The sequence below is a fragment of the Streptomyces sp. NBC_01635 genome (assembly GCF_045209715.1).
In the GTDB taxonomy this organism is placed as follows: Bacteria; Actinomycetota; Actinomycetes; order Streptomycetales; family Streptomycetaceae; genus Streptomyces; species Streptomyces hirsutus.
On the sequence record NZ_CP109277.1, the window covers coordinates 7,600,240 to 7,622,142 of the forward strand.

A 21,903-nucleotide genomic window follows, 5' to 3' on the forward strand; every position below is an offset into this window, starting at 1 on the left:
GGCCATGGACCGTGGCACCGAGCGGGACGCACCGGCCGGCCATGGAGCCGAGGACGGTGAGGCGGCCGAAGGCCTCGATGCCGGCCGGATCCCGCTGGCCGTCGTCGTCGTGGACCGCGACGGGCTGGTCTCGCACTGGAGTACAGGCGCACGACGCCTGTTCGGGCCGTCCAAGGACGACGCCCTCGGCCGCCCGGCCGTCGATCTGCTGCCGGTCTCCGGTGCCCTCCCCGGGGACGAGGAGGAGAGAGAAGCCGGGCGACACGGTGCGTACGCGTCGTACGCCGACTACGACGGTCCCGGCCCCGGTTTCGAATCCTCCTTCGGCCGGGGCCTTTTTTATCCGGCCGCGGGCCGCGCCCGCCTCGCCGCCCCTGCCTCCGCTCCCGCCCACGAGCCCGAAGCCGGCTCCGGGTCCGGGACGGGGCGTGTCGACGTGCTGTGGTGGGCCTACCCGCTGGTCGGTTCCGGTGGCGAGAGGCTGCTGGTGCTCGCCGCCGACGCGGACGCGCTGCACGGCGACGAGACGGAGGCGTTCGAGCGGATCGCCCCCGGATTCGCCCTGCACACCGACTTCCCCGGCTCCGCGGACCTGGCCCGCCGGCTCCCCGAGATCCTGCCCAGCATGAGCGTCGGGGAGAGTGCCCGCATCGCCGCCCAGATCCTCGAAATGGGCTATCCCGTCCTGGAGTTCAGCCAGAACGAGCGGGTGCCCGTCACCCCCGACTGGGGTGTGCCCCGCCGCGCCGAACGCAAGGCGCGTCGCGAACGGGCCGCACGGGCCCGCGCGGCCGGCGAACCCGTGCCCGAGGACCAGCGCGACGAAGCCGAGGACCTCGAGTACGCCGCCGTCCGCGAACGCCTGGAGTTCCTCAACGAGGTCAGCTCCCGGATCGGCACCTCCCTCGATCTGTCCCGCACCATCGTCGAGGTCAGCAAGGCCGTCGTCCCCCGCTTCACCGACGTCGCCGGCACCTATCTGCGCGAACAGGTCGTCGCCGGTGAGGGTTTCGACGAGGGCGTGCCCGACACCACCACCCTGTGGCACCGGGTCGCCCTCGAGCACACCGACGAACCCGGCCGCTGGGACGACGTCGTGCCCGTCGGCGAAGCCATGCCCTTCCCGGCCCACACCCCGTTCTTCCAGTGCATGACCACCGGCGAGCCCGTCCTCGTGCCGCGCATCAGCGAGCAGATGGGGCATGCCGTCGCCTCGCAGTTCGAGAAGCGCGACATCCGCCCGCTGATCACCGGCCGCTCGATGCTCGTCGTGCCGCTGAAGGCGCGTCAGGTCGTCCTCGGCTTCATGATTCTGCTGCGCCACCCGGAGCGGCAGGTCTTCAACGACATGGACCGCGTCACCGGCGCCGAACTCGCCGCCCGCGCGGGCCTGGTGCTCGACAACGCGCGCATGTACACCTACCAGGAGAACGTCGCCGAGACGCTCCAGGACAGCATGCTCCCGCAGATCCCGCCGCGCATGGCGGGCTGTGACATAGCCACCCGCTATCTGCCGGGCACGCTGCTCGGCCGGGTCGGCGGCGACTGGTTCGACTCGGTGAAGCTGCCCGGCGCCCGCACCGCCTTCGTCGTCGGTGACGTCATGGGCCACGGCCTGAACTCCGCCGCGATGATGGGCCAGCTGCGCACCGCCGTGCAGACCATGGCGGGACTCGACCTGCCGCCCGCGCAGTTGCTGCGCAACCTCGACGACCTTGCCCAGCGGCTGGGCGACACCCACCTGGCGACCTGTCTGTACACCGTCTACGACCCCATCGCGAGCGAGCTCCACCTCGCCAACGCCGGACACATCCCGCCCGTCCTGGTCCGTGCGGCGGACGGCCGCAGCGAACTGCTGGACCTGCCCACCGGCGCCCCGATCGGCGTCGGAGGTGTGCCGTTCGAGTCCGTGCGCGTGCGCGTGGAGCCCGGTGACCGGCTGGTGATGTGCACCGACGGACTGGTCGAGGTGCGCGGCGAGGACATCGGTGTCGGCCTTGCCGCCCTGTGCGCATCCGCCGCCCACCCGGCCGCGTCCATGGACGACGCCTGCGACACCATCATCCGCGCCCTCGCTGTGACATTTTCGGAAGCGGGTCGCGGCGGCCGCAAGGACGACGTGGCCCTGCTGATGGCACGCCTGAACGGCATCGAGCCCGACCACGTCGCCGAGTGGCGGCTCGTCCCCGACCCGTCGGAGGTCCCCCGGGCCCGCGCCATGGTCCGCGAACAGCTCTACGAGTGGGGCCTGGAGAAGCACGTCGTCAACGTCGAGCTGATGGTCGGCGAACTCGTCACCAACGCGGTACGGCACGCCCACGCCCGGCCCGTCGCGCTGCGCCTGGTCCGCGGCGACACCCTGCTGTGCGAGGTGGAGGACGACGACCACGAACTGCCCACCCTCCTCAACGCCGGGCCGACGGACGAGTCCGGGCGCGGGCTGCGGGTGGTCAGCAGGCTCGCGCGGGAGTGGGGCACCAGCCGGACCAACTCCGGCAAGAGCGTCTGGTTCGAACTGACGCTGCCGCGCCGCTGATCCGGCACGCCTCCCGTCTCTCACCTCCCGTTCGGCGCGAGGGGACGACCGGTCGACGCGAGGGGACGACCGGTCGACGCGAACGAGGGTTCACGCGACGCGAACAGGGGCTCACCCGAGGCGAACGAGGCGTGAAGGAATGCGCCGTGCCCTTGTCGGTGCGCCCCGGCGCGCGATACACCGTACCGACCCGTCACGCGGGCGGATTCGCTTCACACCCTGGGGAGTCGGGCATGAGCGTGACCAGTCGGTACCGGGAGGCGTGGGAGGGTTTCTGGCGCGAGGCGCCGGGTGGGCAGGGAAGCGTGTTCTGGGATGCGGAACCCGCCCTGACCGTCGCCCGCCACCTGGTCCTGTTCGCACCGCATCTGTTCGATCCCGGCCTGCCGATGGTCGACCTGGGCTGCGGCAACGGCACCCAGACCCGCTTCCTCGCCGACCGCTTCCCGCACGTCGTCGGGGCCGACCTGTCCGCCGCCGCCCTGGACCACGCCCGGCGTGCCGATCCGGCCGGCCGGGCCTCCTACCGGCAGCTGAACGCCGCAGAGAAGGGCGAGGCGCAGGACCTGCACGCGGAACTCGGCGACGTCAACGTCTACGTGCGGGGCGTGCTGCACCAGTGCGAGGCCGGGGAACGGCAGCCCCTGGCGGACGGCATCGCCACCCTGGTCGGCGACCGCGGCCGTGCTTTCCTCGTCGAACCCGCCGAGGCCGCGGGGGCGTTGCTGCAGAGCCTCACGGCCTTGCCCGCCGGCCCGCCGCCCAAGGTGGCGGCGGTCTTCCGGCACGGCATAGCCCCCGGGAGGATGGCCGACGACGAGGTACCGGAGTTCCTGGCCGCGGCCGGGCTGACCCTCCTGGCGAGCGGCACCGCGCCCCTCACCACGACGGAGTACGCGCCCGACGGCTCCCGCATCGCATTGCCCTCCGGCTGGTACGCGACGGGACGGGCCGGGTGACCGGACCGTCGTCCGGATCAGGCCGGGCCCGCGGGCCGAGGCGTGCGGGAGGGGCAGGCGGGAGGCGGTTCCGTGCACCCTGTACCGTCATTGGTCTGGGCCGGTGAGAGTTCTCCACAGGCCTGGCAGAGTTTTGGCAGCACGACGTAGCGTGAGGCGCATGAAGATCCTCATCAGCGCCGACATGGAGGGCGCCACCGGCGTCACCTGGCCGGCCGACGTGCTGCCGGGCACCCCGCAGTGGGAGCGCTGCCGGTCCATGTTCACCTCCGACGTCGACGCCGCCGTGCGGGGCTTCTTCGACGGCGGCGCCGACGAGGTGCTGATCAACGAGGCGCACTGGACCATGCGCAATCTCCTGCTGGAGCGGCTCGACGAGCGGGCCGAGATGATCACCGGGCGGCACAAGACGCTGTCCATGGTCGAGGGCGTGCAGCACGGCGACGTGGACGGCATCGCGTTCATCGGCTACCACGCCGGCGCCGGCATGGAGGGCGTCCTCGCCCACACCTTCCTCGCCAACTCCATCACCGGGGTGTGGCTGAACGGCGAACGGGCGAGCGAGGGCCTGCTCAACGCCGCCGTCGTCGCCGAGTACGGAGTGCCGGTCGTCCTGGTCACCGGCGACGACGTGGCCTGCGAGGACGCGCTCGGCTACGCGCCCGGGGCGCTGAAGGTCGCGGTCAAGGACCATGTGTCGCGGTACGCGGCGGTGTGCCGGACACCCGCCCGGACGGCCTCCGACATCCGTGCGGCGGCCAAGGACGCCGCCGCGCTCGCGGTGCGCCACGAGCCGGTGGCCGCGGGCCCCTTCACCGTCGCGGTCGAGTTCGACGCCGAACATCTGGCCATGGCCGCCACCGTCGTGCCGGGCGTGGCCCGGACCGGCGAGCGGAAAGTGGCATACACCAGCGGGACCATGTACGACGGGATCCGCACCTTCAAGGCGGTCACCACGATCGCCTCGGCTGCGGTGGAGGAGCAGTATGGCTGACGAACACGCTCTGGACGAGGTCGTGACGTTCACGTCCGACCTCATCAGGATCGACACCACGAACCGGGGCGGCGGTGACTGCCGGGAGCGGCCCGCCGCCGAGTACGCGGCGGAGCGGCTGGCCGGAGCGGGCCTGGAACCGGTGCTGCTCGAGCGCACCCCCGGCCGGACCAACGTCGTCGCGCGCCTCGCGGGCACCGACCCGACGGCCGACGCGCTCCTCGTCCACGGCCACCTCGACGTCGTACCGGCCGAGGCGGCCGACTGGAGCGTGCACCCCTTCTCCGGCGAGGTGCGCGACGGGGTGGTCTGGGGACGCGGCGCCGTCGACATGAAGAACATGGACGCGATGATCCTCGCCGTGGTGCGGGCCTGGGCCCGCCAGGGCGTGCGGCCCCGGCGCGACATTGTGATCGCCTTCACCGCCGACGAGGAGGCCAGCGCCGAGGACGGATCCGGGTTCCTCGCCGACCGGCACCCGGAGCTCTTCGAGGGCTGCACCGAGGGCATCAGCGAATCGGGCGCCTACACCGTCCACGACGGCTCCGGCCGGCAGCTCTACCCGATCGCCGCGGGAGAACGCGGCACGGCCTGGCTGAAGCTCACCGCCCGCGGGCGGGCCGGCCACGGCTCCAAGGTCAACCGGGACAACGCGGTGACCCGCCTCGCCGCCGCCGTCGCCCGCATCGGCGAGCACGAGTGGCCGGTGCGGCTCACCCCGACCGTCCGCGCGGCGCTCAGCGAACTCGCCGCCCTGTACGGCCTCGACCCCGACCTGTCCGACGTGGACACACTGCTCACCAAGCTGGGCCCGGCCGCGAAGCTCGTCGAGCACACCCTCCGCAACAGCAGCAACCCGACGATGCTGGACGCCGGCTACAAGGTCAACGTGATACCGGGCCGGGCCGAGGCCTACATCGACGGACGGATCCTGCCCGGCGGCGAGGACGACTTCCGCTCCACCCTGGACCGGCTCACCGGGCCCGACGTGGACTGGGAGTTCCAGCACCGGGAGCCGGCCCTGCAGTCGCCGGTGGACTCGACGACGTTCGCCCGGATGCGGGCCGCGGTGCAGGAGTTCGCACCCGAGGGCCACCCCGTGCCGTACTGCATGTCCGGCGGCACGGACGCCAAGCAGTTCTCCCGCCTCGGCATCACCGGCTACGGCTTCGCCCCGCTGAAGCTGCCGGAGGGCCTCGACTACCAGGCCCTCTTCCACGGAGTCGACGAGCGCGTCCCCGTCGAGGCGCTCCACTTCGGCGTCCGCGTCCTCGACCGGTTCCTGCGGACGGCCTGAGCCCATGGGGGAGACGGTGCGAACCCTGCCGTACGGCGAGTGGCCCTCGCCCATCGACGCGGCCACGGCCGCGGCGCACGACGGAAGCCCCGAGTACGTGGGGTTCGTCGGGGACGAGGTGTGGTGGACCGAGCCCCGGCCCGCCGAGGGCGGCCGCCGCACCCTGGTGCGGCGGCACTCCGACGGTACCGAGGAGTCCGTCCTGCCCGCGCCCTGGAACGTGCGCAGCCGGGTCCACGAGTACGGCGGACGGCCCTGGGCCGGCTTCGTGCGGGACGACGACCCGCTCGTGGTGTTCGTGGACTTCGCCGACCAGCGCCTCCACCGGTACGAACCGGGCGGCGAGCCGCGGCCGCTGACCCCCGTCTCCCCGGTGGGGCAGGGGCTGCGCTGGGCCGAGCCGACCCTGCTGCCGGACCGCGGCGAGGTGTGGTGCGTCCTGGAGGAGTTCACCGGCGACGGCCCCAGTGACGTGCGCCGCGTCCTGGCCGCCGTACCGCTGGACGGCTCGGCCGCCGACGACCGCGGTGCCGTGCGCGAACTGACCGACGACCGGCACCGGTTCGTCACCGGGCCGCGCCTCTCGCCCGACGGGCGGCGCGCCGTCTGGCTGGCCTGGGACCATCCCCGCATGCCCTGGGACGGTACCGAGCTCCGCCTCGCCGACGTCGCTCCCGACGGCACCCTGCACGACGCCCGCACCGTGGCCGGCGGCCCGGGCGAGTCGGTCGCCCAGGCCGACTGGACGCACGACGGCCGACTGCTCCACACGAGCGACCGCACCGGCTGGTGGAACCTCTACCTCGACGGCGAACCCGTCTGCCCGCGCGAGGAGGAGTTCGGCGGGCCGCTGTGGAAGCCGGGGTCGCGCTGGTTCACCCCGCTGGACAGCGGCCTGATCGCCGTCGTGCACGGCCGGGGCGCCGCCACGCTCGGCATCCTCGACCCGGAGCGGGGCGAGGTCGTCGACGTGGCCGGGCCCTGGACCGAGTTCACGCCCACGCTCGCGTCCCACGGCGAGCGCGTCGTGGCCGTCGGAGCGAGCCCGCGCAGCGCCCACGAGGTCGTCGAGCTGGACACCCGAACCGGCAGGGCCCGGGTGATCGGCACCCCGCACAAGGACGCCGTGGATCCCGCCCACTACCCGCAGCCACAGGTCCGCACCTTCAGCGGGCCGGACGGCCGCGAGATCCACGCCCAGGTGTACCCGCCGCGCAACCCCGGCTGCGCCGGGCCCGACGGCGAGCTGCCGCCGTACGTGATCTGGGCGCACGGCGGGCCCACCGGCCGGGCGCCGCTCGTGCTCGACCTCGAGATCGCCTACTTCACCTCGCGCGGCATCGGCGTCGCCGAGGTCAACTACGGCGGCTCCACCGGCTACGGGCGCGCCTACCGGGACCGGCTGCGCGAGCAGTGGGGCGTGGTCGACGTCGAGGACTGCGCCGCCGTCGCGCTCGCCCTCGCCGACGAGGGCACCGCCGCCCGCGACCGGCTCGCCGTCCGCGGCGGCAGCGCCGGCGGCTGGACCACGGCCGTCTCCCTCACCACGACCGACATCTACGCCTGCGGCACCATCATCTACCCGGTGCTCGACCTGACCGGCTGGGGCCCGGGAGAGACCCACGACTTCGAGTCCCGGTACCTCGAGAGCCTCATCGGCCCGCGCGCCGAAGTCCCCGAGCGGTACGCCGAACGCTCGCCCGCCGCACACGCCGACCGGCTCACCGCGCCGTTCCTGCTCCTCCAGGGCCTGGACGACCGGATCTGCCCTCCCGTGCAGTGCGAGCGGTTCCTCGCCCGCCTGGAGGGCAGGGGCGTGCCGCACGCGTATCTCACCTTCGAGGGAGAGGGGCACGGCTTCCGGCGCGCCGAGACCATGGTGCGCGCACTGGAGGCCGAACTGTCCCTGTACACGCAGGTCTTCGGACTGTCGGTACCGGGCGTGCCGGTCCTGGAGCTGACCCGACGAGCCGGGTCGCACCGATGAACCGAACCGCGTGGCCGAGCCGGGCCGAGCCGTTGTGGCGGCCGCCCCGGCTCGGTCCCGGCGCCCGGGTGGCCGTCGTCGCGCCCAGCGGGCCCGTGCCGGAGGAGCGGCTGCAGGCCGGTCTCGACGTGCTGCGCGGCTGGGACCTCGACCCGGTGGCCGCCCTCCACGTCCTGGACCGCCACGGCGAGTTCGACTACCTGGCCGGCACCGACGCGGACCGGGCCGCCGACCTGCAGGCCGCCTGGTGCGACCCCGCCGTGGACGCGGTGATCTGCGCCCGGGGCGGCTACGGCGTGCAGCGCATGGTCGACCTGCTCGACTGGCCGGCGATGCGGGCCGCCGGACCGAAGGTCCTCGTCGGGTTCAGCGACATCACCGCCCTGCACGAGGCGTTCGCGACCCGGCTCGGTCTGGTCACCCTGCACGGGCCGATGGCGGCGGGCGTCGACTTCCTCAAGAACACCCGCGCACAGGAGCACCTCAAGGCCACCCTGTTCGCCCCCGAGACCGTCCGCACCCTCGCCTCCGACGGGACCGCGCTGGTCCCCGGCCGGGCGCGCGGCGTCACGCTCGGCGGCTGCCTCGCCCTGCTCGCCGCCGACCTCGGCACCCCGCACACCAGGCCCTCCGCGCGCGGCGGGCTGCTGTGCCTGGAGGACGTGGGGGAGGAGCCGTACCGGCTCGACCGGTACCTCACCCAGCTGTCGCGGGCCGGCTGGTTCGACGGGGTGTCGGGACTGCTGCTCGGCTCCTGGGCGCAGTGCGGCCCCTACGAGAAGGTGCGGGCGCTGCTCGCCGACCGGCTCGGCGCTCTCGGCGTGCCCGTGGCCGAGCAGTTCGGGTTCGGGCACTGCGACGGGGCGCTCACCGTGCCGTTCGGCGTCACGGCCGAACTCGACGCGGACGCGGGCACCCTGACGCTCGACGAACCGGCGCTGAGCTGAGCCCGTCCCGTACCCAAGACCCGACGTAGGGTGGCAGGGTGCCGCACCCCGCTTCCCGCTACCTCGCCGAAGGCCCCCGTGTGGGCGTACGCCACTTCACCCACGCGGACAGCGCCGAGTTCACTGCCCGTGCCCGGGAGAGCAAGGACCTGCACCACCCCTGGCTGTTCCCGCCGGACAGCGCCTCGGCGTACTCCGCGTACGCGCAGCTGCTGATCGAGGACCCCACCAGGGCCGGCTTCCTGGTCTGCGAGAAGGCGGACGCCGACGCGGGCCCGGACGACGGAGGCCGTGACGGCTCCATCGCCGGGTTCATCAACATCAACAACATCGTGCACGGCGCGTTCCAGTGCGGCGTCCTGGGGTACGGCGCGTTCGCGCACGCGGCGGGGCGCGGGCTGATGAGCGAAGGGCTGGACCTCGTCGTGCGGCACGCGTTCGGACCGATGCGGCTGCACCGGCTGGAGATCAACGTGCAGCCCGCCAACGCCGCCTCCATCGCCCTGGCCCGTGGCCGCGGCTTCCGCCTGGAGGGGTTCTCGCCGGACATGCTCTTCATCGACGGAGCCTGGCGCGACCACGAACGCTGGGCCCTCACCCGCGAGATGCGGGGGCCGCGCTGATCGCGTCGGCGCGTACGGCGCCCCGCGTCCGGAAGGCCGCCGGCGTCACCCCGTCCCGGTCCGTGCCTCCCCGGCCCGAGCGGGAGAGGCACGCACCGGGACGGAACGGGTACGGACGGAGCCGTGGCCGGACGGGTCAGACGGCGAGACGGTCCGCGTACTCGTAGACGGCACCGTCCGGGTGCCGCGCGATGAGGTTGCGGCCCACCGGCGTGGGGAGCGGGCCCGCGATGATGTCCGCGCCCATTTCGGCCAGCACCCGGCCGGTCTCCTCGACGTCCTTCACCGCGATGGTCGCCGCCACCTTGCGCAGTACGTCCAGTTCGGCCGCGGGGCCGCTCATCAACAGGAAGCAGCCGACGGCGGCCACGTGGACACCGGCCCGCTCGAAGCGCAGGGCCCTGCCTCCCGCCAGCCGCTCGTAGAAGGGGATCGCGGTCTCGATGTCGTCGACGCAGACGCGCAGTGTGGCACCCAGAATCTCCATGGCGACGAGCCTAGTTGGGGAACGGAGTTACGTGCGAGGAGCGTTGGGTACCCGGGCGTCATGCAGCGTTTGGAGCACATGCAGCATCTGGACAAGCACCTGGTCGACGAGTTGGCGCAGGTGGCCCGCGAGAGCGTACGCGACGAGCTGCGTGAACAGGCGCGGGGGCAGCGCCGCAAGGCCGCCCTGTACGGCGCGTCCGGCGCCGTCGCCCTGTACGCGGGCGCGGCCGTCGCACTGGCCGTGGGGCTCGCCCTCGCCCTCGTCCTGCCGGGCTGGGCCGCCGCGCTGATCACGGCCGTGATCCTGGGCGCCCTGGCCTACGCCCTGCGGAACGCGGCCCGCCCCTCGCCCGTCCCCGGGCCCGGGGCCCCCGGGCAGGCGTCCGTCCCCGGGCAGCAGGGCGCCGAGCGCGGGCGCACCGGTGGCGTCGCTCCGCCGGTGCCGTCGACGCCGCCCGCCACGGGCGCCGTACCGCCGCGGCCGGACACTCCGGCCCCCGGTGCGCCGGGCCCTGATGCGCCGGGCCCTCGGGGCTGACCGGCCGCGAGGCGGACCCCGAACGAGACGGTGAGGGCACGGGCCGCGGCCCGCCTCCTCACCGTGCCGCTGGGCGTCACCGGGCCACCGGGTCACCGGGCCTGCGACCGCGGCAGCACCTTCGCACGGTGGAAGTCGAGGAAGCCGCGCAGATCCGGGCCGATCCGATGGACGTGGACGAGGTCGAAGCCCGCGTCCGCGCACCGGATCGGCCCGGCGACCACACGAAGGGGCTCTGCCCCTGCTCGTCGTTCCACGGAGGGCAGTGGTCCGAGATCCACAGTCCCTGAACCCGGCCTGTTCGGCCATCCGCGCCTGCTCCACCGGTTCGGCGGGACGGTACTGCTCACGTGGCGGGACCGTACTGCTCACATGAGGGAAACAGCCGTACCCGGGCAGAGGAGTGCCTTCGGGACAGGGGCGATTCGGGTCCTGCTCCGGGCACCCGGGAGCCGGGGCGGACACCGGCGACAGGACCGGGGCGGAAGCCCGCGGACGTTTGGCGACCCCGGCCAGGGGGACGCGGAAGTCTCCCGAGGTACGTGACGACAGCCCCGGAGGCGAACCGTGAGTCGACCCCGCATAGTGATCATCGGTGCCGGCTTCGCCGGGTACCGCACGGCCCGCACCCTGTACCGGCTGGCCCGGGGCCGGGCCGACATCACCCTGCTGAACCCGACCGACTACTTCCTGTACCTGCCGCTGCTGCCCCAGGTCGCCGCCGGCATCCTGGAGCCGCGCCGGGTCACCGTCTCCCTCTCCGGGACGCTGCGGCAGGTACGGCTGGTGCTGGGCGAGGCCGACCGCATCGACCTCGACGCCCGGACCGTGCACTACACCGGCCCCGAGGGCGACGGCGGCAGCCTCTCCTACGACCGGCTGGTGCTGGCCGCCGGCAGCGTCAACAAGCTGCTGCCCATCCCGGGTGTCGCCGAGCACGCGCACGGCTTCCGAGGGCTGCCCGAGGCGCTGTACCTGCGCGACCACGTGACCCGGCAGGTGGAGCTCGCGGCGGCCACCGACGACCCCGCGACCTGCGCCGCCCGGTGCACCTTCGTGGTGGTCGGCGCCGGTTACACCGGAACCGAAGTCGCCGCGCACGGAAAGCTGTTCAGCGACGCGCAGGTCCACAAGCACCCCATGCGGACGGGCATGCGGCCCCGCTGGCTGCTGCTGGACATCGCCGACCGGGTCCTGCCCGAGCTCGACGAGCGCCTCTCCCGCACCGCCGACCGGGTACTGCGCGACCGGGGCGTGGACGTGCGGATGGGGACCTCCGTGAAGGAGGCCACGCGCGAGGGAGTGCTGCTGACCGACGGGGAGTTCGTCGACACGCGGACGCTGGTGTGGTGCGTGGGTGTGCGGCCCGATCCGCTCGCCGAGTCGCTGGGGCTGCCCATGGAGCGCGGGCGGCTGCTGGTGGACCCGCAGCTGCGGGTGCCGGGGCGGCCTGAGGTGTTCGCCTGCGGTGACGCGGCGGCGGTACCTGATCTGGAGGAGCCCGGGCAGTACACCCCGATGACCGCGCAGCACGCCTGGCGGCAGGGCAAGGTCTGCGCCCACAACGTCGCCGCCTCCCTCGGCGACGGCGAGCCCCGCTCCTACCGTCACCGCGACCTCGGGTTCGTGGTGGACCTGGGCGGTGTCAAGGCGGCGGCCAACCCGCTCGGCGTCCACCTGTCCGGTCCGGCGGCGGGCGCGGTCACCCGCGGTTACCACCTCGCGGCGATGCCCGGCAACCGGGTGCGGGTCGCCGCCGACTGGCTGCTGGACGCCGTACTGCCGCGGCAGGCGGTGCAGTTGGGGCTCGTACGGTCCTGGTCGGTGCCGCTGGACACCGCGTCCCCGGAAGTGGCCAGGGTGTCCCCCGGCCCGGGACGGAAGAGGTCCGGCGAGGAGGCCGCCGAGCCGGCCCCCGGGCCCGCCGGGAACCGGCCCGGCGGTGAACCGGGGAGGAGGCGGTCCGGCCCCCGGCCGCCCGCCGGCCCGCACCTCGCCCCGGGCCCCGTCAAGCGCACCGACAGCTCCGACAACCCCGCCGGCCCGGGCAACCCGGCCGATCCCGACAACCCCGTCGATTCCGTCGAAGGAGACTCATGAACATCGGTGAACTCGTCGAGCTCGGGCAGCAGTTGCGTGTGGACAGTGTCCGCGCCGCGGCCGCCGCCGGCTCCGGGCACCCCACGTCCTCGATGTCCGCGGCCGACCTGATGGCCGTCCTGCTGGCGCGTCACTTCCGCTACGACTTCGACCGCCCGGAGCACCCGGGCAACGACCGTTTCGTCCTCTCCAAGGGGCATGCCTCCCCCCTCATGTACGCCGCGTTCAAGGCGGTCGGCGCCATCGACGACGAGGAACTCCTCACCTTCCGCAAGCTCGGCAGCCGCCTCGAAGGCCATCCCACCCCCCGGCGGCTGCCCTGGGTCGAGACGGCCACCGGGTCGCTCGGCCAGGGACTGCCGGTCGGCGTCGGCATCGCGCTGGCCGGGAAGCGGCTCGACCGCTCCGGCTACCGGGTGTGGGTGATGTGCGGGGACAGCGAACTGGCCGAGGGCTCGGTGTGGGAGGCCGCCGAGCACGCCGCGTACGAGAACCTCGACAACCTGACCGTCCTCGTGGACGTGAACCGGCTCGGCCAGCGCGGCCCCACCCGGCACGGCCACGACCTCGACGCGTACGCCCGCCGCTTCGAGGCCTTCGGCTGGCACGCCATGGAGGTGGACGGGCACGACGTCGACGCCGTCGACCGGGCGTACGGGGAGGCGTCCTCCACCAAGGGGCAGCCGACCGTGATCCTCGCCCGCACCCTCAAGGGCAAGGGCGTCGAGGCGGTGCAGGACCGCGAGGGGATGCACGGCAAGCCGCTGCCGGATGCCGACGAGGCGATCGCCGAACTCGGCGGCCCCCGCGACCTGCGCGTGAGGGTGCCGGAACCGCCCGCCGCCCGCGTGCTGCACGCCGTGCGCACCGGGCAGGCCGAACCGCCCCGGTGGGACAAGGGCGAGAAGGTGGCGACACGGAACGCCTTCGGTGAGGCGCTGGCCGCCCTCGGCACCGTGCGCGGCGACGTCGTGGTCCTGGACGGGGAGGTCGGCGACTCCACACGCGCGGAGTTCTTCGCCAAGGAGCATCCCGAACGCTACGTCGAGTGCTACATCGCCGAGCAGCAGATGGTGGCCGCGGCGGTGGGGACGGCGACGCGCGGCTGGGTGCCCTACGCCGCCACCTTCGCCGCCTTCCTGACCCGCGCCCACGACTTCATCCGCATGGCGTCGATCAGCGGTGCCGGCGTCAACCTCGTCGGCTCGCACGCCGGGGTCGCCATCGGCGAGGACGGGCCCAGCCAGATGGGCCTCGAGGACCTGGCGATGATGCGGGCGGTGCACGGCTCGACGGTGCTCTACCCCTGTGACGCCAACCAGACCGCGCGTCTGGTCGCCGCGATGGCGGACCTCGACGGCGTCCGGTACCTGCGCACCTCGCGCGGCGAGAGCCCCGTGATCTACGGCCCCGGCGAGGAGTTCCCCGTCGGCGGCAGCAAGGTCCTGCGTTCCTCGGAACGGGACCGCATGACGCTGCTGGCGGCGGGCGTCACGGTGCCCGAGGCCCTGGCCGCCGCGGACGCGCTGGCGGGGGAGGGCATCGCGGTACGGGTGATCGACCTGTACTCGGTCAAGCCCGTCGACCGGGACACCCTGCGCCGGGCCGCCGAGGAGACCGGCTGCCTGGTGACCGTGGAGGACCACCATCCGGAGGGCGGCCTCGGGGACGCGGTCCTCGACGCGTTCACCGACGGACGGCCCGTGCCGCGCCTGGTGCGGCTCGCCGTACGGGGCATGCCGGGTTCGGCCTCCCCCGAGGAGCAGCTGCACGCCGCCGGCATCGACGCCGAGTCGATCGCGGCGGCCGGGCGGCTGCTGGTGGGGCAGGCGATCGTGCCGTGAGCGGCGAGGACGCCGTGCGGACCGTGCGGGCCGGGCGCCGCACCGTGCGGATCCACCGGCCGGGGAAGGTGCTCTTCCCCGGCGGCGGGGGCGCCGGGGAGTACACCAAGGGCGACCTCGTCGACTATCACCGGGCCGCCGCCCCCTTCATGCTGCCGCACCTGCGGGGCCGCCCGCTGATGCTGGAGCGGCACCCGGACGGCATCGACGGGCCCACGTTCATGCAGAAGAACACCCCGGGGAGCTACCCGGAGTGGATCACCCGGGCCGAGGTCGCCAAGGAGGGCGGCACGGTGTGCCACACCGTGTGCGACGACACGGCGACCCTGCTGTACCTCGTCGACCAGGCGAGCATCACCCTGCACCGCTGGCTCTCCCGCGCCGCCCCGGCCGACAGGACCGACCGTCCGGACCGGCTGGTCTTCGACCTCGACCCCTCGGGGGACGACTTCGAGACGGTCCGGGAGGCGGCCCGCCTGCTGGGGGAGCTGCTGGACGAGCTGAACCTGCCCTCGGCACTGATGACCACGGGCTCCCGAGGGCTCCATGTGATCGTGCCGCTCACCGGTGACCACGACGTCGACGAGGTATGCGCCTTCGCCCGCGAGGTCGCCGACACCCTCGCCGACGCCCACCCCGACCGGCTCACCACCGCCGCGCGCAAGAAGGACCGCGGCGACCGGCTCTACCTGGACGTGCAGCGCAACGCCTATGCGCAGACCGCGGTCGCACCCTGCACCGTCCGTGCCCTGCCCGGCGCCCCCGTCGCGACCCCCCTCTCCTGGGACCGGCTGGACGACCCGGAGCTGCACGCCCGCCGCTGGACCGTCGCCGACGCCCTCGATCAGCTGCGTACCGACCCCTGGGCCGGGCTGCCGCGCCGGGGCCGCGCCCTGGGCCCGGCCCGCCGGCGGCTGGCCGCGCTGCGGGGCTGACCGTCTTCGGCCGGCCGGCCGGGCAGGCAGGCAGGGAGCCGGCCGTGGCAATCGGGTGAGCCCCACGAGGTTTGGCGAACGGACTTACGGCCACACGGAGGAGGAGGTGCCCATGGCGAACGCAAGAAACACCGAAGATTCCAAGGGTTCACAGGAAGCACAGGATTCCCGCGAATCCCGCAAGTCCACGGAAAACACCAGAGCGAACAAGCGGCCGGGCCCGATGGAGGTGCTGCGCCAGGCGCGCGGACAGCTCGCGGAGCTCACCGGTATGGAAGCCGAGTCCGTGTCGTCCTTCACGCAGACGGAGGAGGGCTGGGCGCTGGAGGTCGAGGTCCTCGAACTCGAGCGCGTCCCCGACACGATGAGCCTGATGGCGAGCTACCAGGTGGAGCTCGATCCCGACGGCCAGCTCACCGGTTACCGGCGTGTTCGCCGCTACGAGCGAGGACGGGCCGACGGACGCAGGTCCGGCGGCCAGTAGGAGGCCCGCCCGGCCCCGCTCCCCCCACTCACAGAAATGGAGGAACAGACGGTATGACAGTCGTACCGGCACAACAGTCCGGCGGTGGAGGCGGCAGCAGTGGCCTCTACGACGTGCTTGAGCTCGTCCTGGACAGGGGGCTCGTCATCGACGCATTCGTGCGTGTCTCCCTGGTCGGCATCGAGATCCTCAAGATCGACGTGCGCGTCGTCGTCGCCAGCGTCGACACCTATCTGCGCTTCGCCGAGGCGTGCAACCGGCTCGACCTGGAGTCCGGGCCGCGCAAGGACCCGGGCCTGCCCGACCTGGTCGGTGAGATGACCGAGTCCGGCGCCCGCGGCAAGTCCAAGGGCGCGCTGTCCGGCGCGGCCGAGACCATCTCCGACGCCTTCCAGCAGGCACGCGGCGAAAGCTCCGAGCGGGAGTCCCGTCCGCGGGCCCGCAAGAGCACCTCGGCACGCCGGAAGGAGGAGCAGGAGTGAGCACGTACGTCTACGGCATCATCGCGAGTACGCACCCCGCCGTTCCCGAGCACCTGAGCGGCGTGGGGGAGGGCCCGCTGCGCGTCCTGAAGGCGGGCGACCTGGCGGCCGTCGTCAGTGACGCCCCCGAAGGGCTGCGTCCCAAGCGCAGGGAACTGCTCGCCCACCAGAACGTGCTCGGCGAGGTGGGTGCGGAGGGCTGTGTGCTGCCGATGCGGTTCGGCAGCGTCGCCCCCGACGACGACGCCGTCACCGACGTCCTCACCGAACGCGCCGAGCACTACAAGGAGCGCCTGCGGGCTCTGGACGGCCGGGTCGAGTACAACGTCAAGGCCAATCATGTCGAGGAAGCCGTACTGCACCACGTGATGGCCGTGAATCCGGAGGTCCGTGCCCTCGCGGAGGCCAACCGGAAGTCCAATGGCGGAAGTTACGACGACAAGATCCGCCTCGGTGAGATGGTCGCCGGCGCTGTCAGGGGGCAGGAGGCCGAGGACGGCGCCGCCGTGCAGCGCGCCCTGGAACCGGTGGCCGACGCCGTGAGCGTGGGCCCCGAGTCCACGGGCTGGCTCGCCAACGTCTCCTTCCTGGTGGAGCGCGACGCCGCCGCGAACTTCATGGCCGCCGTGGACCGGGTTCGCGAGGACATGCCGCACCTGGAGGTGCGGCTCAACGGTCCGCTGCCGCCGTACAGCTTCGTGGAACCCGGCCCGGCCGAACCGGCGGGTACCACGGCCGGCGGGGCGGACGCCGGAGCGGGGTGACGGCATGGGCCTGATCTCGGAGGTACTGCTGCTGCCGTTCGCCCCCGTGCGCGGCAGCGGCTGGGCCATCCAACAGGTGCTTCGCGAGGCGGAACGCATCTACTACGACCCCGCCACGATCCGTACCGAACTGGCACGGCTCGAGGAGCAGTTGGAGGCCGGAGAGATCACCGAGGAGGAGTTCGACCAGCAGGAGGACGTACTCCTCGACCGGTTGGAGACCGCGATGCACACCGGCGCCACAGGGGACGGGACGACACCACAATGAACCGAACGGCACTTGGCCTCGCGATAGGGGCTGGATACTTTCTCGGACGGACGAAGAAACTGAAGGCGGCGGTCGCCGTCGGCGGCCTGGTGGCCGGCAAGAAACTGAACCTCGGCCCGCGGATGATCACGGACCTGGTGTCCAAGCAGCTGCAGAACAACCCGCAGTTCAAGGAGTTGGGGGACCAGCTGCGCGGGGATCTGCGCGGCGCGGGCAAGGCGGCGTCCGGGGCTCTCGTGGAACGGCAGCTCAACTCCCTCGCCGGCAAGCTGCACGGCCGTACCGCCGAGATGCGCGACCAGCTGACCGGTGTGGCCGGCCGGCCGGACCGCGAGGACGACGGGTACGACGAGGACGCCGAGGACGAGTACGACGAGAAGGCCGGGGACGACGAACCGGACGGCGAGGAGCCGGAACCGCCCCCCGAGCGGCCGTCGAAGAGGGCCCCCTCCAAGGAGGCGGCCAAGAAGGCCCTGGCGAAGAAGACTCCTGCCAAGAAGGCCCCCGCCAAGAAGGCGCCGACCGGGAAGGCCGCTCCGGCGAAGAAGGCAGCGGCCAAGAAGACGGCCGGCAAGAAGACCACGGCCGCGCGGACGGCCTCGTCCCGGGGCACCCGCTCCCGCACGGCGAAGGGAGGCGGTGAGTGATGGCCGGGACACTCGGCTCGGCCGCTTCCGCCGCCCGCGAGGGGACGTCGAAGAACCCGCTCGCCGACGTGGCCCACAGCGAGGCCGCCGACCGCCTCAAGGCGGAACTGCAGGACTACCTCGCGGTCCAGGCCACCCGCATGCTGACCGGTGTCGGCCGCAAGCTCGGCGAGACGACCGGCAAACTCACCGACATCGCCGAGGGCAACAGCCCCGGGTTCGCCAAGCTGGCACTGGACGGCGGCCGCAAACTCGCCGAGGGCAAGAGCCCTCTGCGCACCGCCGTCGAACTGGGCGCCTCCCGCGTCAAGGACAACGTGATGGGTGCCTTCAAGGGCCTGTTGGGCGGCAAGGGCAAGGGCAAGCGCTCGGCGGGGAAGAAGCCCACCGTCATCATCGAGCACATCGATGTCGGCGTCCCGCTGCGCACCGCCTACGACCAGTGGACCCAGTACCAGGACTTCAGCACCTTCGCGAAGGGTGTCAAGAGCGCCGGCAAGGGCGACGACACCACCTCGGACTGGCAGCTGAAGGTCTTCTGGTCCAACCGCAGCTGGAAGGCGAAGACCACCGAGCAGGTCCCCGACTACCGCATCGTCTGGTCCTCCGAGGGGGCCAAGGGCACCACGAAGGGCGTCGTCTCCTTCCACCAACTCGCCGACAACCTCACCCGGGTCCTCCTGGTCATCGAGTACTACCCCGCCGGCCTGTTCGAGAAGACCGGCAACATCTGGCGCGCCCAGGGCCGCCGGGCCCGGCTCGACCTGAAGAACTTCGCCCGCTTCATCACGTTCAAGGGCGAGGCCGAGGACGGCTGGCGCGGCGAGATCCAGGACGGGGAAGTCGTCCGCAGCCACGAGGACGCCGTCGCCGAGGAAGAGGAGGAGGCCTCGCGCGACGAGGACGAGACGGCCGGCGAGGAGGCCGGCGAGGGCGAGGAAGCCCGCGAAGGCGAAGAGGAGGAGCCGGAGGCCGAGTACGAGGACGAGGCGGACGAAGCCGCGGAGGACGAGGAACCGGCGGAGGACGCCTACGAGGACGAGGACGCCTACGAGGACGAGCAGGAGGGCGAAGGCGAGGAGGAGTACGAGCCCGAGTACGCCGAGGGCGGGAGCCGACGATGACCACACCCGGCCGCTTCCCTGAGCCGTACGGCCAGGGGGGCGGCGCCAACCTCGCCGACATCCTCGAGAGGGTGCTCGACAAGGGCATCGTCATCGCGGGCGACATCCGCATCAACCTGCTCGACATCGAACTGCTCACCATCAAACTGCGGCTCGTCGTCGCCTCCGTCGACAAGGCGAAGGAGATGGGGATCGACTGGTGGGAGACGGACCCGGCACTGTCCTCCCGCGCCCGCCGCTCCGAACTGGCCAAGGAGAACGCCGAGTTGCGCGAGCGTCTGGCCGAACTGGAGACCGGCCGTCAGGAGGAGACCGGCCGTTCGCTGGAGACCGGCCGCCGGCAGAGGGCCGACCGTCAGCGGGAGGCCGACCGTCCACCCGAGGAGGCCCCGTGACCGGACTGCGGTACGTCTACGCCGTCTGCCGGCCCTTCGGCGCTCCGCTCCAGGCGCAGTTGGCCGGTGTGGCGGGGGATCCGCCCCGGGTGCTGACCCACCACGGCCTGGTGGCCGTCGTCAGTCATGTGCCGGAGGCGGACTTCGCCGAGGAGCCCTTCCGCGCGCATCTGGAGGACCTCGACTGGCTGACCACGGTCGCCCGCGCCCACCAGGGCGTCATCGACGCCCTCACCACCGTCACGACGCCGCTGCCGCTGCGGCTCGGCACCGTGTTCCGCGACGACAGCGGCGTACGGACGATGATGGAGGCGCGCGAGGAGAGCTTCCTGCGGACGCTGGACCGGTTGGACGGCCGGGTCGAATGGGGCGTGAAGGTCTTCGTCGAGGCGGAGCAGACGCCGGACCCCGCCGCCGCACCGCCCCCGCGCAAGCCCGCCTCGGGCCGGGACTACCTGCGCCAACGGCGCAGGGAGACGAAGTCGCACGACGACCTGTGGCAGCGGGCCGAGGCTTTCTCGACCCACCTGCACGAGACGCTTTCCGGCTATGCCGAGGATTCCCGGCTGCACGCGCCGCAGAATCCCACGCTCTCCGGCGCCTCGGGGCGCAATGTGCTGAATGCGGCCTATCTCGTGCCGCGGGCGGAGTCCGAGAAATTCGTGGAGACGGTGGAACGGACGAGGGATGGGGCGCCCGGAATACGTGTAGAACTCACCGGCCCCTGGGCGGCCTATTCGTTCGCCGGGGACGAATCGGTGACGGGGGAGGAGGGGGCATGACCGTCGTCGAACGCCGGGAGATAGCCCTGGTGGATCTGCTCGACCGGCTCCTGGCCGGCGGCGTCGTCATCACCGGCGACCTCACGTTGCGCATCGCGGACGTCGACCTGGTCCGTATCGACCTCAACGCGCTCATCAGCTCGGTGAACGCGAACGTTCCGTCGCCCTTCGAGGAGTTGCGTTGACGGCCGCCCCGGACGACCACCACGCCGACGAGCCGCACGCCGACGAGCCGCACGGTGGCCGGCGTGACCGGAGCGGTCGGCGCAACCGGCTCGACCTGGAGCCGGACACGGTCGAACGCGACCTGGTCAAACTGGTGCTCACCGTCGTGGAACTGCTGCGCCAGCTCATGGAGCGCCAGGCGTTGCGCCGGTTCGACGAGGGAGACCTGACGGAGGAGCAGGAGGAGCGCATCGGGCTCACCCTGATGCTGCTCGGGGACCGGATGGCGGAACTGCGGGACCGCTACGGACTGCGGCCCGAGGACCTGAATCTGGACCTCGGGCCGCTCGGACCGCTGCTGCCGCGGGACTGAATCCCCAAGGGCCCGGCCCCGGCAGTTCCCCGGGGCCGGGCCCTTGGCGCGACGTCGTGCGTCACGCGCCGACCGTCACCTCACCACCTGTACCAGCGGCCCCTGCCTCCGCCCGCAGTTGTGCTGCGCATGAGGAATCCCAGCAGCCATACGACGAGAACCGCCAAGGCGATCCACCAGAGCACCTTCACCGCGAAACCGGCGCCGAAAAGGACCAGGGCCAGAAGCAGAACGAGCAGAATGGGAACCATAATGTCGACCTCCTGCTCTTCTGATTGCCCCGAATTCGCGTTTCAGGCTTCCTTGCGGCACAGAATTTCTCCGTGCAGCACACTGAACCAGCCGTCGTCCCGCGCGCCCCATTCCCGCCACGCCTGTGCTGCCGCCCGCAGCTGCCCGCCGGTGGCGTGGCCCTGCTCGACGGCCCGCCCGGCATAGGCCGACGCCACCGTGCGGTCCGCCCACAGACCGCTCCACCAGGCCCGCTCCTCCTCGGTCGAGAAGGTCCAGGTGCCCGAGCCGGCGGTGACGTCCGTGAGTCCCGCGGCCAGCGCCCAGGACTTCAGCCGCCGCCCGGCATCCGGTTCGCCGCCGTTGGCCCGCGCCACCCGCCGGTACAGCTCCAGCCAGTCGTCCATGCCCCGGGACGAGGGATGCCAGGTCATCGCCGCGTAGTCGGCGTCCCGGACGGCGATGTACCCGCCCGGCCTGGTCACCCGTCCCATCTCGCGCAGTGCCCGCACCGGATCCCCCACGTGCTGGAGCACCTGATGGGCATGGACCACACAGAACGTGTCGTCCGGGAAGTCCAGCGCGTGCACGTCGCCCACCGTGAAGGAGGTGTTCGCCAGACCTCGCCCGGCCGCCGTGGCACGGGCCTGCTCCAGGACGCCCGGCGCCCGGTCGAGACCGGTGACGTGCCCGTCGGGGACGAGCGACGCCAGGTCCGCGGTGATGGTGCCGGGCCCGCATCCGATGTCCAGGATCCGCATGTCGGGCCGCAGCACTCCGAGGAGGTACGCGGCCGAGTTGGCCGCGGTCCGCCAGGTGTGCGACCGCAGCACCGACTCGTGATGCCCGTGGGTGTAGACAGCGGTTTCTCGCGGTGCCGGCATGGTGAACCCGTCCCCTCGTCGTCGCGTACGCCTCTTCCGAACGACCGTCACCGTA

General features: G+C 72.6%; 25 protein-coding genes and 1 pseudogene. 21 read left to right on the forward strand and 5 right to left on the reverse strand.

Annotation, left to right across the window (positions count from 1 at the left end; all coding sequences use genetic code 11):
- Positions 1-4: 4 nt before the first annotated feature.
- From OHB56_RS35295 to OHB56_RS35325, 7 genes are all read left to right on the forward strand, one after another.
- Positions 5-2,536, forward strand: a complete 2,532-nt coding sequence (locus OHB56_RS35295) for a SpoIIE family protein phosphatase (RefSeq protein WP_406357827.1) — start codon at positions 5-7, stop codon at positions 2,534-2,536.
- A 233-nt stretch (positions 2,537-2,769) separates the two neighbouring features.
- Positions 2,770-3,495 carry a class I SAM-dependent methyltransferase gene (locus OHB56_RS35300; protein WP_406357829.1) on the forward strand — a complete coding sequence of 242 codons (726 nt, stop codon included), beginning with the start codon at positions 2,770-2,772 and terminating at the stop codon, positions 3,493-3,495.
- Between the two features lie 160 nt (positions 3,496-3,655).
- Positions 3,656-4,489: a M55 family metallopeptidase gene (locus OHB56_RS35305; protein ID WP_406357831.1), complete on the forward strand. Its 834-nt coding sequence runs from the start codon at positions 3,656-3,658 to the stop codon at positions 4,487-4,489.
- Positions 4,482-5,786 carry a M20/M25/M40 family metallo-hydrolase gene (locus OHB56_RS35310; RefSeq protein WP_326755782.1) on the forward strand — a complete coding sequence of 435 codons (1,305 nt, stop codon included), beginning with the start codon at positions 4,482-4,484 and terminating at the stop codon, positions 5,784-5,786. Before OHB56_RS35305 ends, OHB56_RS35310 begins: the two co-directional genes overlap by 8 nt.
- A gap of 4 nt (positions 5,787-5,790) precedes the next feature.
- Positions 5,791-7,773, forward strand: coding sequence for a prolyl oligopeptidase family serine peptidase (locus tag OHB56_RS35315; RefSeq protein WP_406357833.1), 1,983 nt, complete (start codon positions 5,791-5,793; stop codon positions 7,771-7,773).
- Complete coding sequence (locus OHB56_RS35320) at positions 7,770-8,720, forward strand: LD-carboxypeptidase (protein ID WP_406357835.1); 951 nt, start codon at positions 7,770-7,772, stop codon at positions 8,718-8,720. Before OHB56_RS35315 ends, OHB56_RS35320 begins: the two co-directional genes overlap by 4 nt.
- 38 nt (positions 8,721-8,758) lie before the next feature.
- Complete coding sequence (locus OHB56_RS35325; RefSeq protein WP_326755785.1) at positions 8,759-9,343, forward strand: GNAT family protein; 585 nt, start codon at positions 8,759-8,761, stop codon at positions 9,341-9,343.
- A gap of 136 nt (positions 9,344-9,479) precedes the next feature.
- On the opposite strand, the gene OHB56_RS35330 is transcribed toward OHB56_RS35325, so the two are convergent.
- A complete protein-coding gene (locus OHB56_RS35330) occupies positions 9,480-9,830 on the reverse strand; it encodes a VOC family protein (RefSeq protein ID WP_055628490.1) in 351 nt (116 codons plus the stop codon).
- Between the two features lie 60 nt (positions 9,831-9,890).
- Here OHB56_RS35330 and OHB56_RS35335 point away from each other — a divergent pair, with 60 nt between their 5' ends.
- Positions 9,891-10,370: a phage holin family protein gene (locus tag OHB56_RS35335; RefSeq protein WP_406357837.1), complete on the forward strand. Its 480-nt coding sequence runs from the start codon at positions 9,891-9,893 to the stop codon at positions 10,368-10,370.
- Positions 10,371-10,462: 92 nt separating this feature from the next.
- Here the strand turns inward: OHB56_RS35335 and OHB56_RS35340 are convergent, their stop codons facing one another.
- Together OHB56_RS35340 and OHB56_RS35345 are read right to left on the reverse strand one after the other, a co-directional pair.
- Positions 10,463-10,627 (reverse strand): hypothetical protein, encoded by a 165-nt coding sequence (locus tag OHB56_RS35340; protein ID WP_406359329.1) that lies wholly within the window; start codon positions 10,625-10,627, stop codon positions 10,463-10,465.
- Positions 10,588-10,769, reverse strand: a pseudogene (locus OHB56_RS35345) (hypothetical protein); the annotation flags it as partial. The gene OHB56_RS35340 and the pseudogene OHB56_RS35345, both read right to left, overlap by 40 nt.
- Before the next feature lie 186 nt (positions 10,770-10,955).
- Between OHB56_RS35345 and OHB56_RS35350 the strand changes: the two are divergent.
- From OHB56_RS35350 to OHB56_RS35410, 13 genes are all read left to right on the forward strand, one after another.
- Entirely contained in the window at positions 10,956-12,470 is a 1,515-nt protein-coding gene (locus OHB56_RS35350) for an FAD-dependent oxidoreductase (RefSeq protein WP_406359278.1), read from the forward strand.
- Positions 12,467-14,314 carry a transketolase gene (locus tag OHB56_RS35355; RefSeq protein WP_406357839.1) on the forward strand — a complete coding sequence of 616 codons (1,848 nt, stop codon included), beginning with the start codon at positions 12,467-12,469 and terminating at the stop codon, positions 14,312-14,314. The genes OHB56_RS35350 and OHB56_RS35355 overlap by 4 nt, the downstream gene beginning before the upstream one ends.
- A complete protein-coding gene (ligD, locus tag OHB56_RS35360; protein WP_406357840.1) occupies positions 14,311-15,249 on the forward strand; it encodes a non-homologous end-joining DNA ligase in 939 nt (312 codons plus the stop codon). The genes OHB56_RS35355 and ligD overlap by 4 nt, the downstream gene beginning before the upstream one ends.
- 112 nt (positions 15,250-15,361) lie before the next feature.
- Positions 15,362-15,733 carry a gas vesicle protein gene (locus OHB56_RS35365; RefSeq protein ID WP_326755792.1) on the forward strand — a complete coding sequence of 124 codons (372 nt, stop codon included), beginning with the start codon at positions 15,362-15,364 and terminating at the stop codon, positions 15,731-15,733.
- 53 nt (positions 15,734-15,786) lie between these two features.
- Positions 15,787-16,215 carry a gas vesicle structural protein GvpA gene (locus OHB56_RS35370; RefSeq protein ID WP_055597252.1) on the forward strand — a complete coding sequence of 143 codons (429 nt, stop codon included), beginning with the start codon at positions 15,787-15,789 and terminating at the stop codon, positions 16,213-16,215.
- Positions 16,212-16,979 carry a GvpL/GvpF family gas vesicle protein gene (locus OHB56_RS35375; protein WP_326755793.1) on the forward strand — a complete coding sequence of 256 codons (768 nt, stop codon included), beginning with the start codon at positions 16,212-16,214 and terminating at the stop codon, positions 16,977-16,979. Before OHB56_RS35370 ends, OHB56_RS35375 begins: the two co-directional genes overlap by 4 nt.
- A 4-nt stretch (positions 16,980-16,983) precedes the next feature.
- The gene (locus tag OHB56_RS35380) at positions 16,984-17,247 is read left to right on the forward strand and encodes a gas vesicle protein GvpG (RefSeq protein ID WP_055597254.1); all 264 of its coding nucleotides are present in this window, start codon (positions 16,984-16,986) and stop codon (positions 17,245-17,247) included.
- Positions 17,244-17,894: a DNA primase gene (locus OHB56_RS35385; RefSeq protein WP_406357843.1), complete on the forward strand. Its 651-nt coding sequence runs from the start codon at positions 17,244-17,246 to the stop codon at positions 17,892-17,894. The genes OHB56_RS35380 and OHB56_RS35385 overlap by 4 nt, the downstream gene beginning before the upstream one ends.
- On the forward strand, positions 17,894-19,018 hold the full coding sequence (locus OHB56_RS35390) for an SRPBCC family protein (protein WP_406357845.1): 1,125 nt from the start codon (positions 17,894-17,896) through the stop codon (positions 19,016-19,018). Before OHB56_RS35385 ends, OHB56_RS35390 begins: the two co-directional genes overlap by 1 nt.
- Positions 19,015-19,413, forward strand: coding sequence for a gas vesicle protein (locus OHB56_RS35395; RefSeq protein ID WP_326755796.1), 399 nt, complete (start codon positions 19,015-19,017; stop codon positions 19,411-19,413). Before OHB56_RS35390 ends, OHB56_RS35395 begins: the two co-directional genes overlap by 4 nt.
- Positions 19,410-20,195, forward strand: coding sequence for a GvpL/GvpF family gas vesicle protein (locus tag OHB56_RS35400; protein WP_406357846.1), 786 nt, complete (start codon positions 19,410-19,412; stop codon positions 20,193-20,195). Before OHB56_RS35395 ends, OHB56_RS35400 begins: the two co-directional genes overlap by 4 nt.
- On the forward strand, positions 20,192-20,380 hold the full coding sequence (locus OHB56_RS35405) for a gas vesicle protein (RefSeq protein ID WP_055597259.1): 189 nt from the start codon (positions 20,192-20,194) through the stop codon (positions 20,378-20,380). The genes OHB56_RS35400 and OHB56_RS35405 overlap by 4 nt, the downstream gene beginning before the upstream one ends.
- Before the next feature lie 95 nt (positions 20,381-20,475).
- Entirely contained in the window at positions 20,476-20,733 is a 258-nt protein-coding gene (locus OHB56_RS35410) for a gas vesicle protein K (protein ID WP_055597266.1), read from the forward strand.
- Between the two features lie 80 nt (positions 20,734-20,813).
- Here OHB56_RS35410 and OHB56_RS35415 read toward each other — a convergent pair whose 3' ends face one another.
- Both OHB56_RS35415 and OHB56_RS35420 read right to left on the reverse strand, forming a co-directional pair.
- Positions 20,814-20,984, reverse strand: a complete 171-nt coding sequence (locus OHB56_RS35415; RefSeq protein WP_055597260.1) for a hypothetical protein — start codon at positions 20,982-20,984, stop codon at positions 20,814-20,816.
- Positions 20,985-21,026: 42 nt separating this feature from the next.
- Positions 21,027-21,848 (reverse strand): methyltransferase domain-containing protein, encoded by an 822-nt coding sequence (locus OHB56_RS35420; RefSeq protein WP_406357849.1) that lies wholly within the window; start codon positions 21,846-21,848, stop codon positions 21,027-21,029.
- Positions 21,849-21,903 lie beyond the last annotated feature (55 nt).

Coding starts and splice junctions, on each gene's coding strand:
- OHB56_RS35295 (WP_406357827.1), top strand. CDS start 5: ATGGACCGTGGCACCGAGCGGGACGCACCGGCCGGCCATGGAGCCGAG.
- OHB56_RS35300 (WP_406357829.1), top strand. CDS start 2,770: ATGAGCGTGACCAGTCGGTACCGGGAGGCGTGGGAGGGTTTCTGGCGC.
- OHB56_RS35305 (WP_406357831.1), top strand. CDS start 3,656: ATGAAGATCCTCATCAGCGCCGACATGGAGGGCGCCACCGGCGTCACC.
- OHB56_RS35310 (WP_326755782.1), top strand. CDS start 4,482: ATGGCTGACGAACACGCTCTGGACGAGGTCGTGACGTTCACGTCCGAC.
- OHB56_RS35315 (WP_406357833.1), top strand. CDS start 5,791: ATGGGGGAGACGGTGCGAACCCTGCCGTACGGCGAGTGGCCCTCGCCC.
- OHB56_RS35320 (WP_406357835.1), top strand. CDS start 7,770: ATGAACCGAACCGCGTGGCCGAGCCGGGCCGAGCCGTTGTGGCGGCCG.
- OHB56_RS35330 (WP_055628490.1), bottom strand. CDS start 9,830: ATGGAGATTCTGGGTGCCACACTGCGCGTCTGCGTCGACGACATCGAG.
- OHB56_RS35335 (WP_406357837.1), top strand. CDS start 9,891: ATGCAGCGTTTGGAGCACATGCAGCATCTGGACAAGCACCTGGTCGAC.
- OHB56_RS35355 (WP_406357839.1), top strand. CDS start 12,467: ATGAACATCGGTGAACTCGTCGAGCTCGGGCAGCAGTTGCGTGTGGAC.
- OHB56_RS35365 (WP_326755792.1), top strand. CDS start 15,362: ATGGCGAACGCAAGAAACACCGAAGATTCCAAGGGTTCACAGGAAGCA.
- OHB56_RS35370 (WP_055597252.1), top strand. CDS start 15,787: ATGACAGTCGTACCGGCACAACAGTCCGGCGGTGGAGGCGGCAGCAGT.
- OHB56_RS35380 (WP_055597254.1), top strand. CDS start 16,984: ATGGGCCTGATCTCGGAGGTACTGCTGCTGCCGTTCGCCCCCGTGCGC.
- OHB56_RS35385 (WP_406357843.1), top strand. CDS start 17,244: ATGAACCGAACGGCACTTGGCCTCGCGATAGGGGCTGGATACTTTCTC.
- OHB56_RS35390 (WP_406357845.1), top strand. CDS start 17,894: ATGGCCGGGACACTCGGCTCGGCCGCTTCCGCCGCCCGCGAGGGGACG.
- OHB56_RS35395 (WP_326755796.1), top strand. CDS start 19,015: ATGACCACACCCGGCCGCTTCCCTGAGCCGTACGGCCAGGGGGGCGGC.
- OHB56_RS35405 (WP_055597259.1), top strand. CDS start 20,192: ATGACCGTCGTCGAACGCCGGGAGATAGCCCTGGTGGATCTGCTCGAC.
- OHB56_RS35415 (WP_055597260.1), bottom strand. CDS start 20,984: ATGGTTCCCATTCTGCTCGTTCTGCTTCTGGCCCTGGTCCTTTTCGGC.
- OHB56_RS35420 (WP_406357849.1), bottom strand. CDS start 21,848: ATGCCGGCACCGCGAGAAACCGCTGTCTACACCCACGGGCATCACGAG.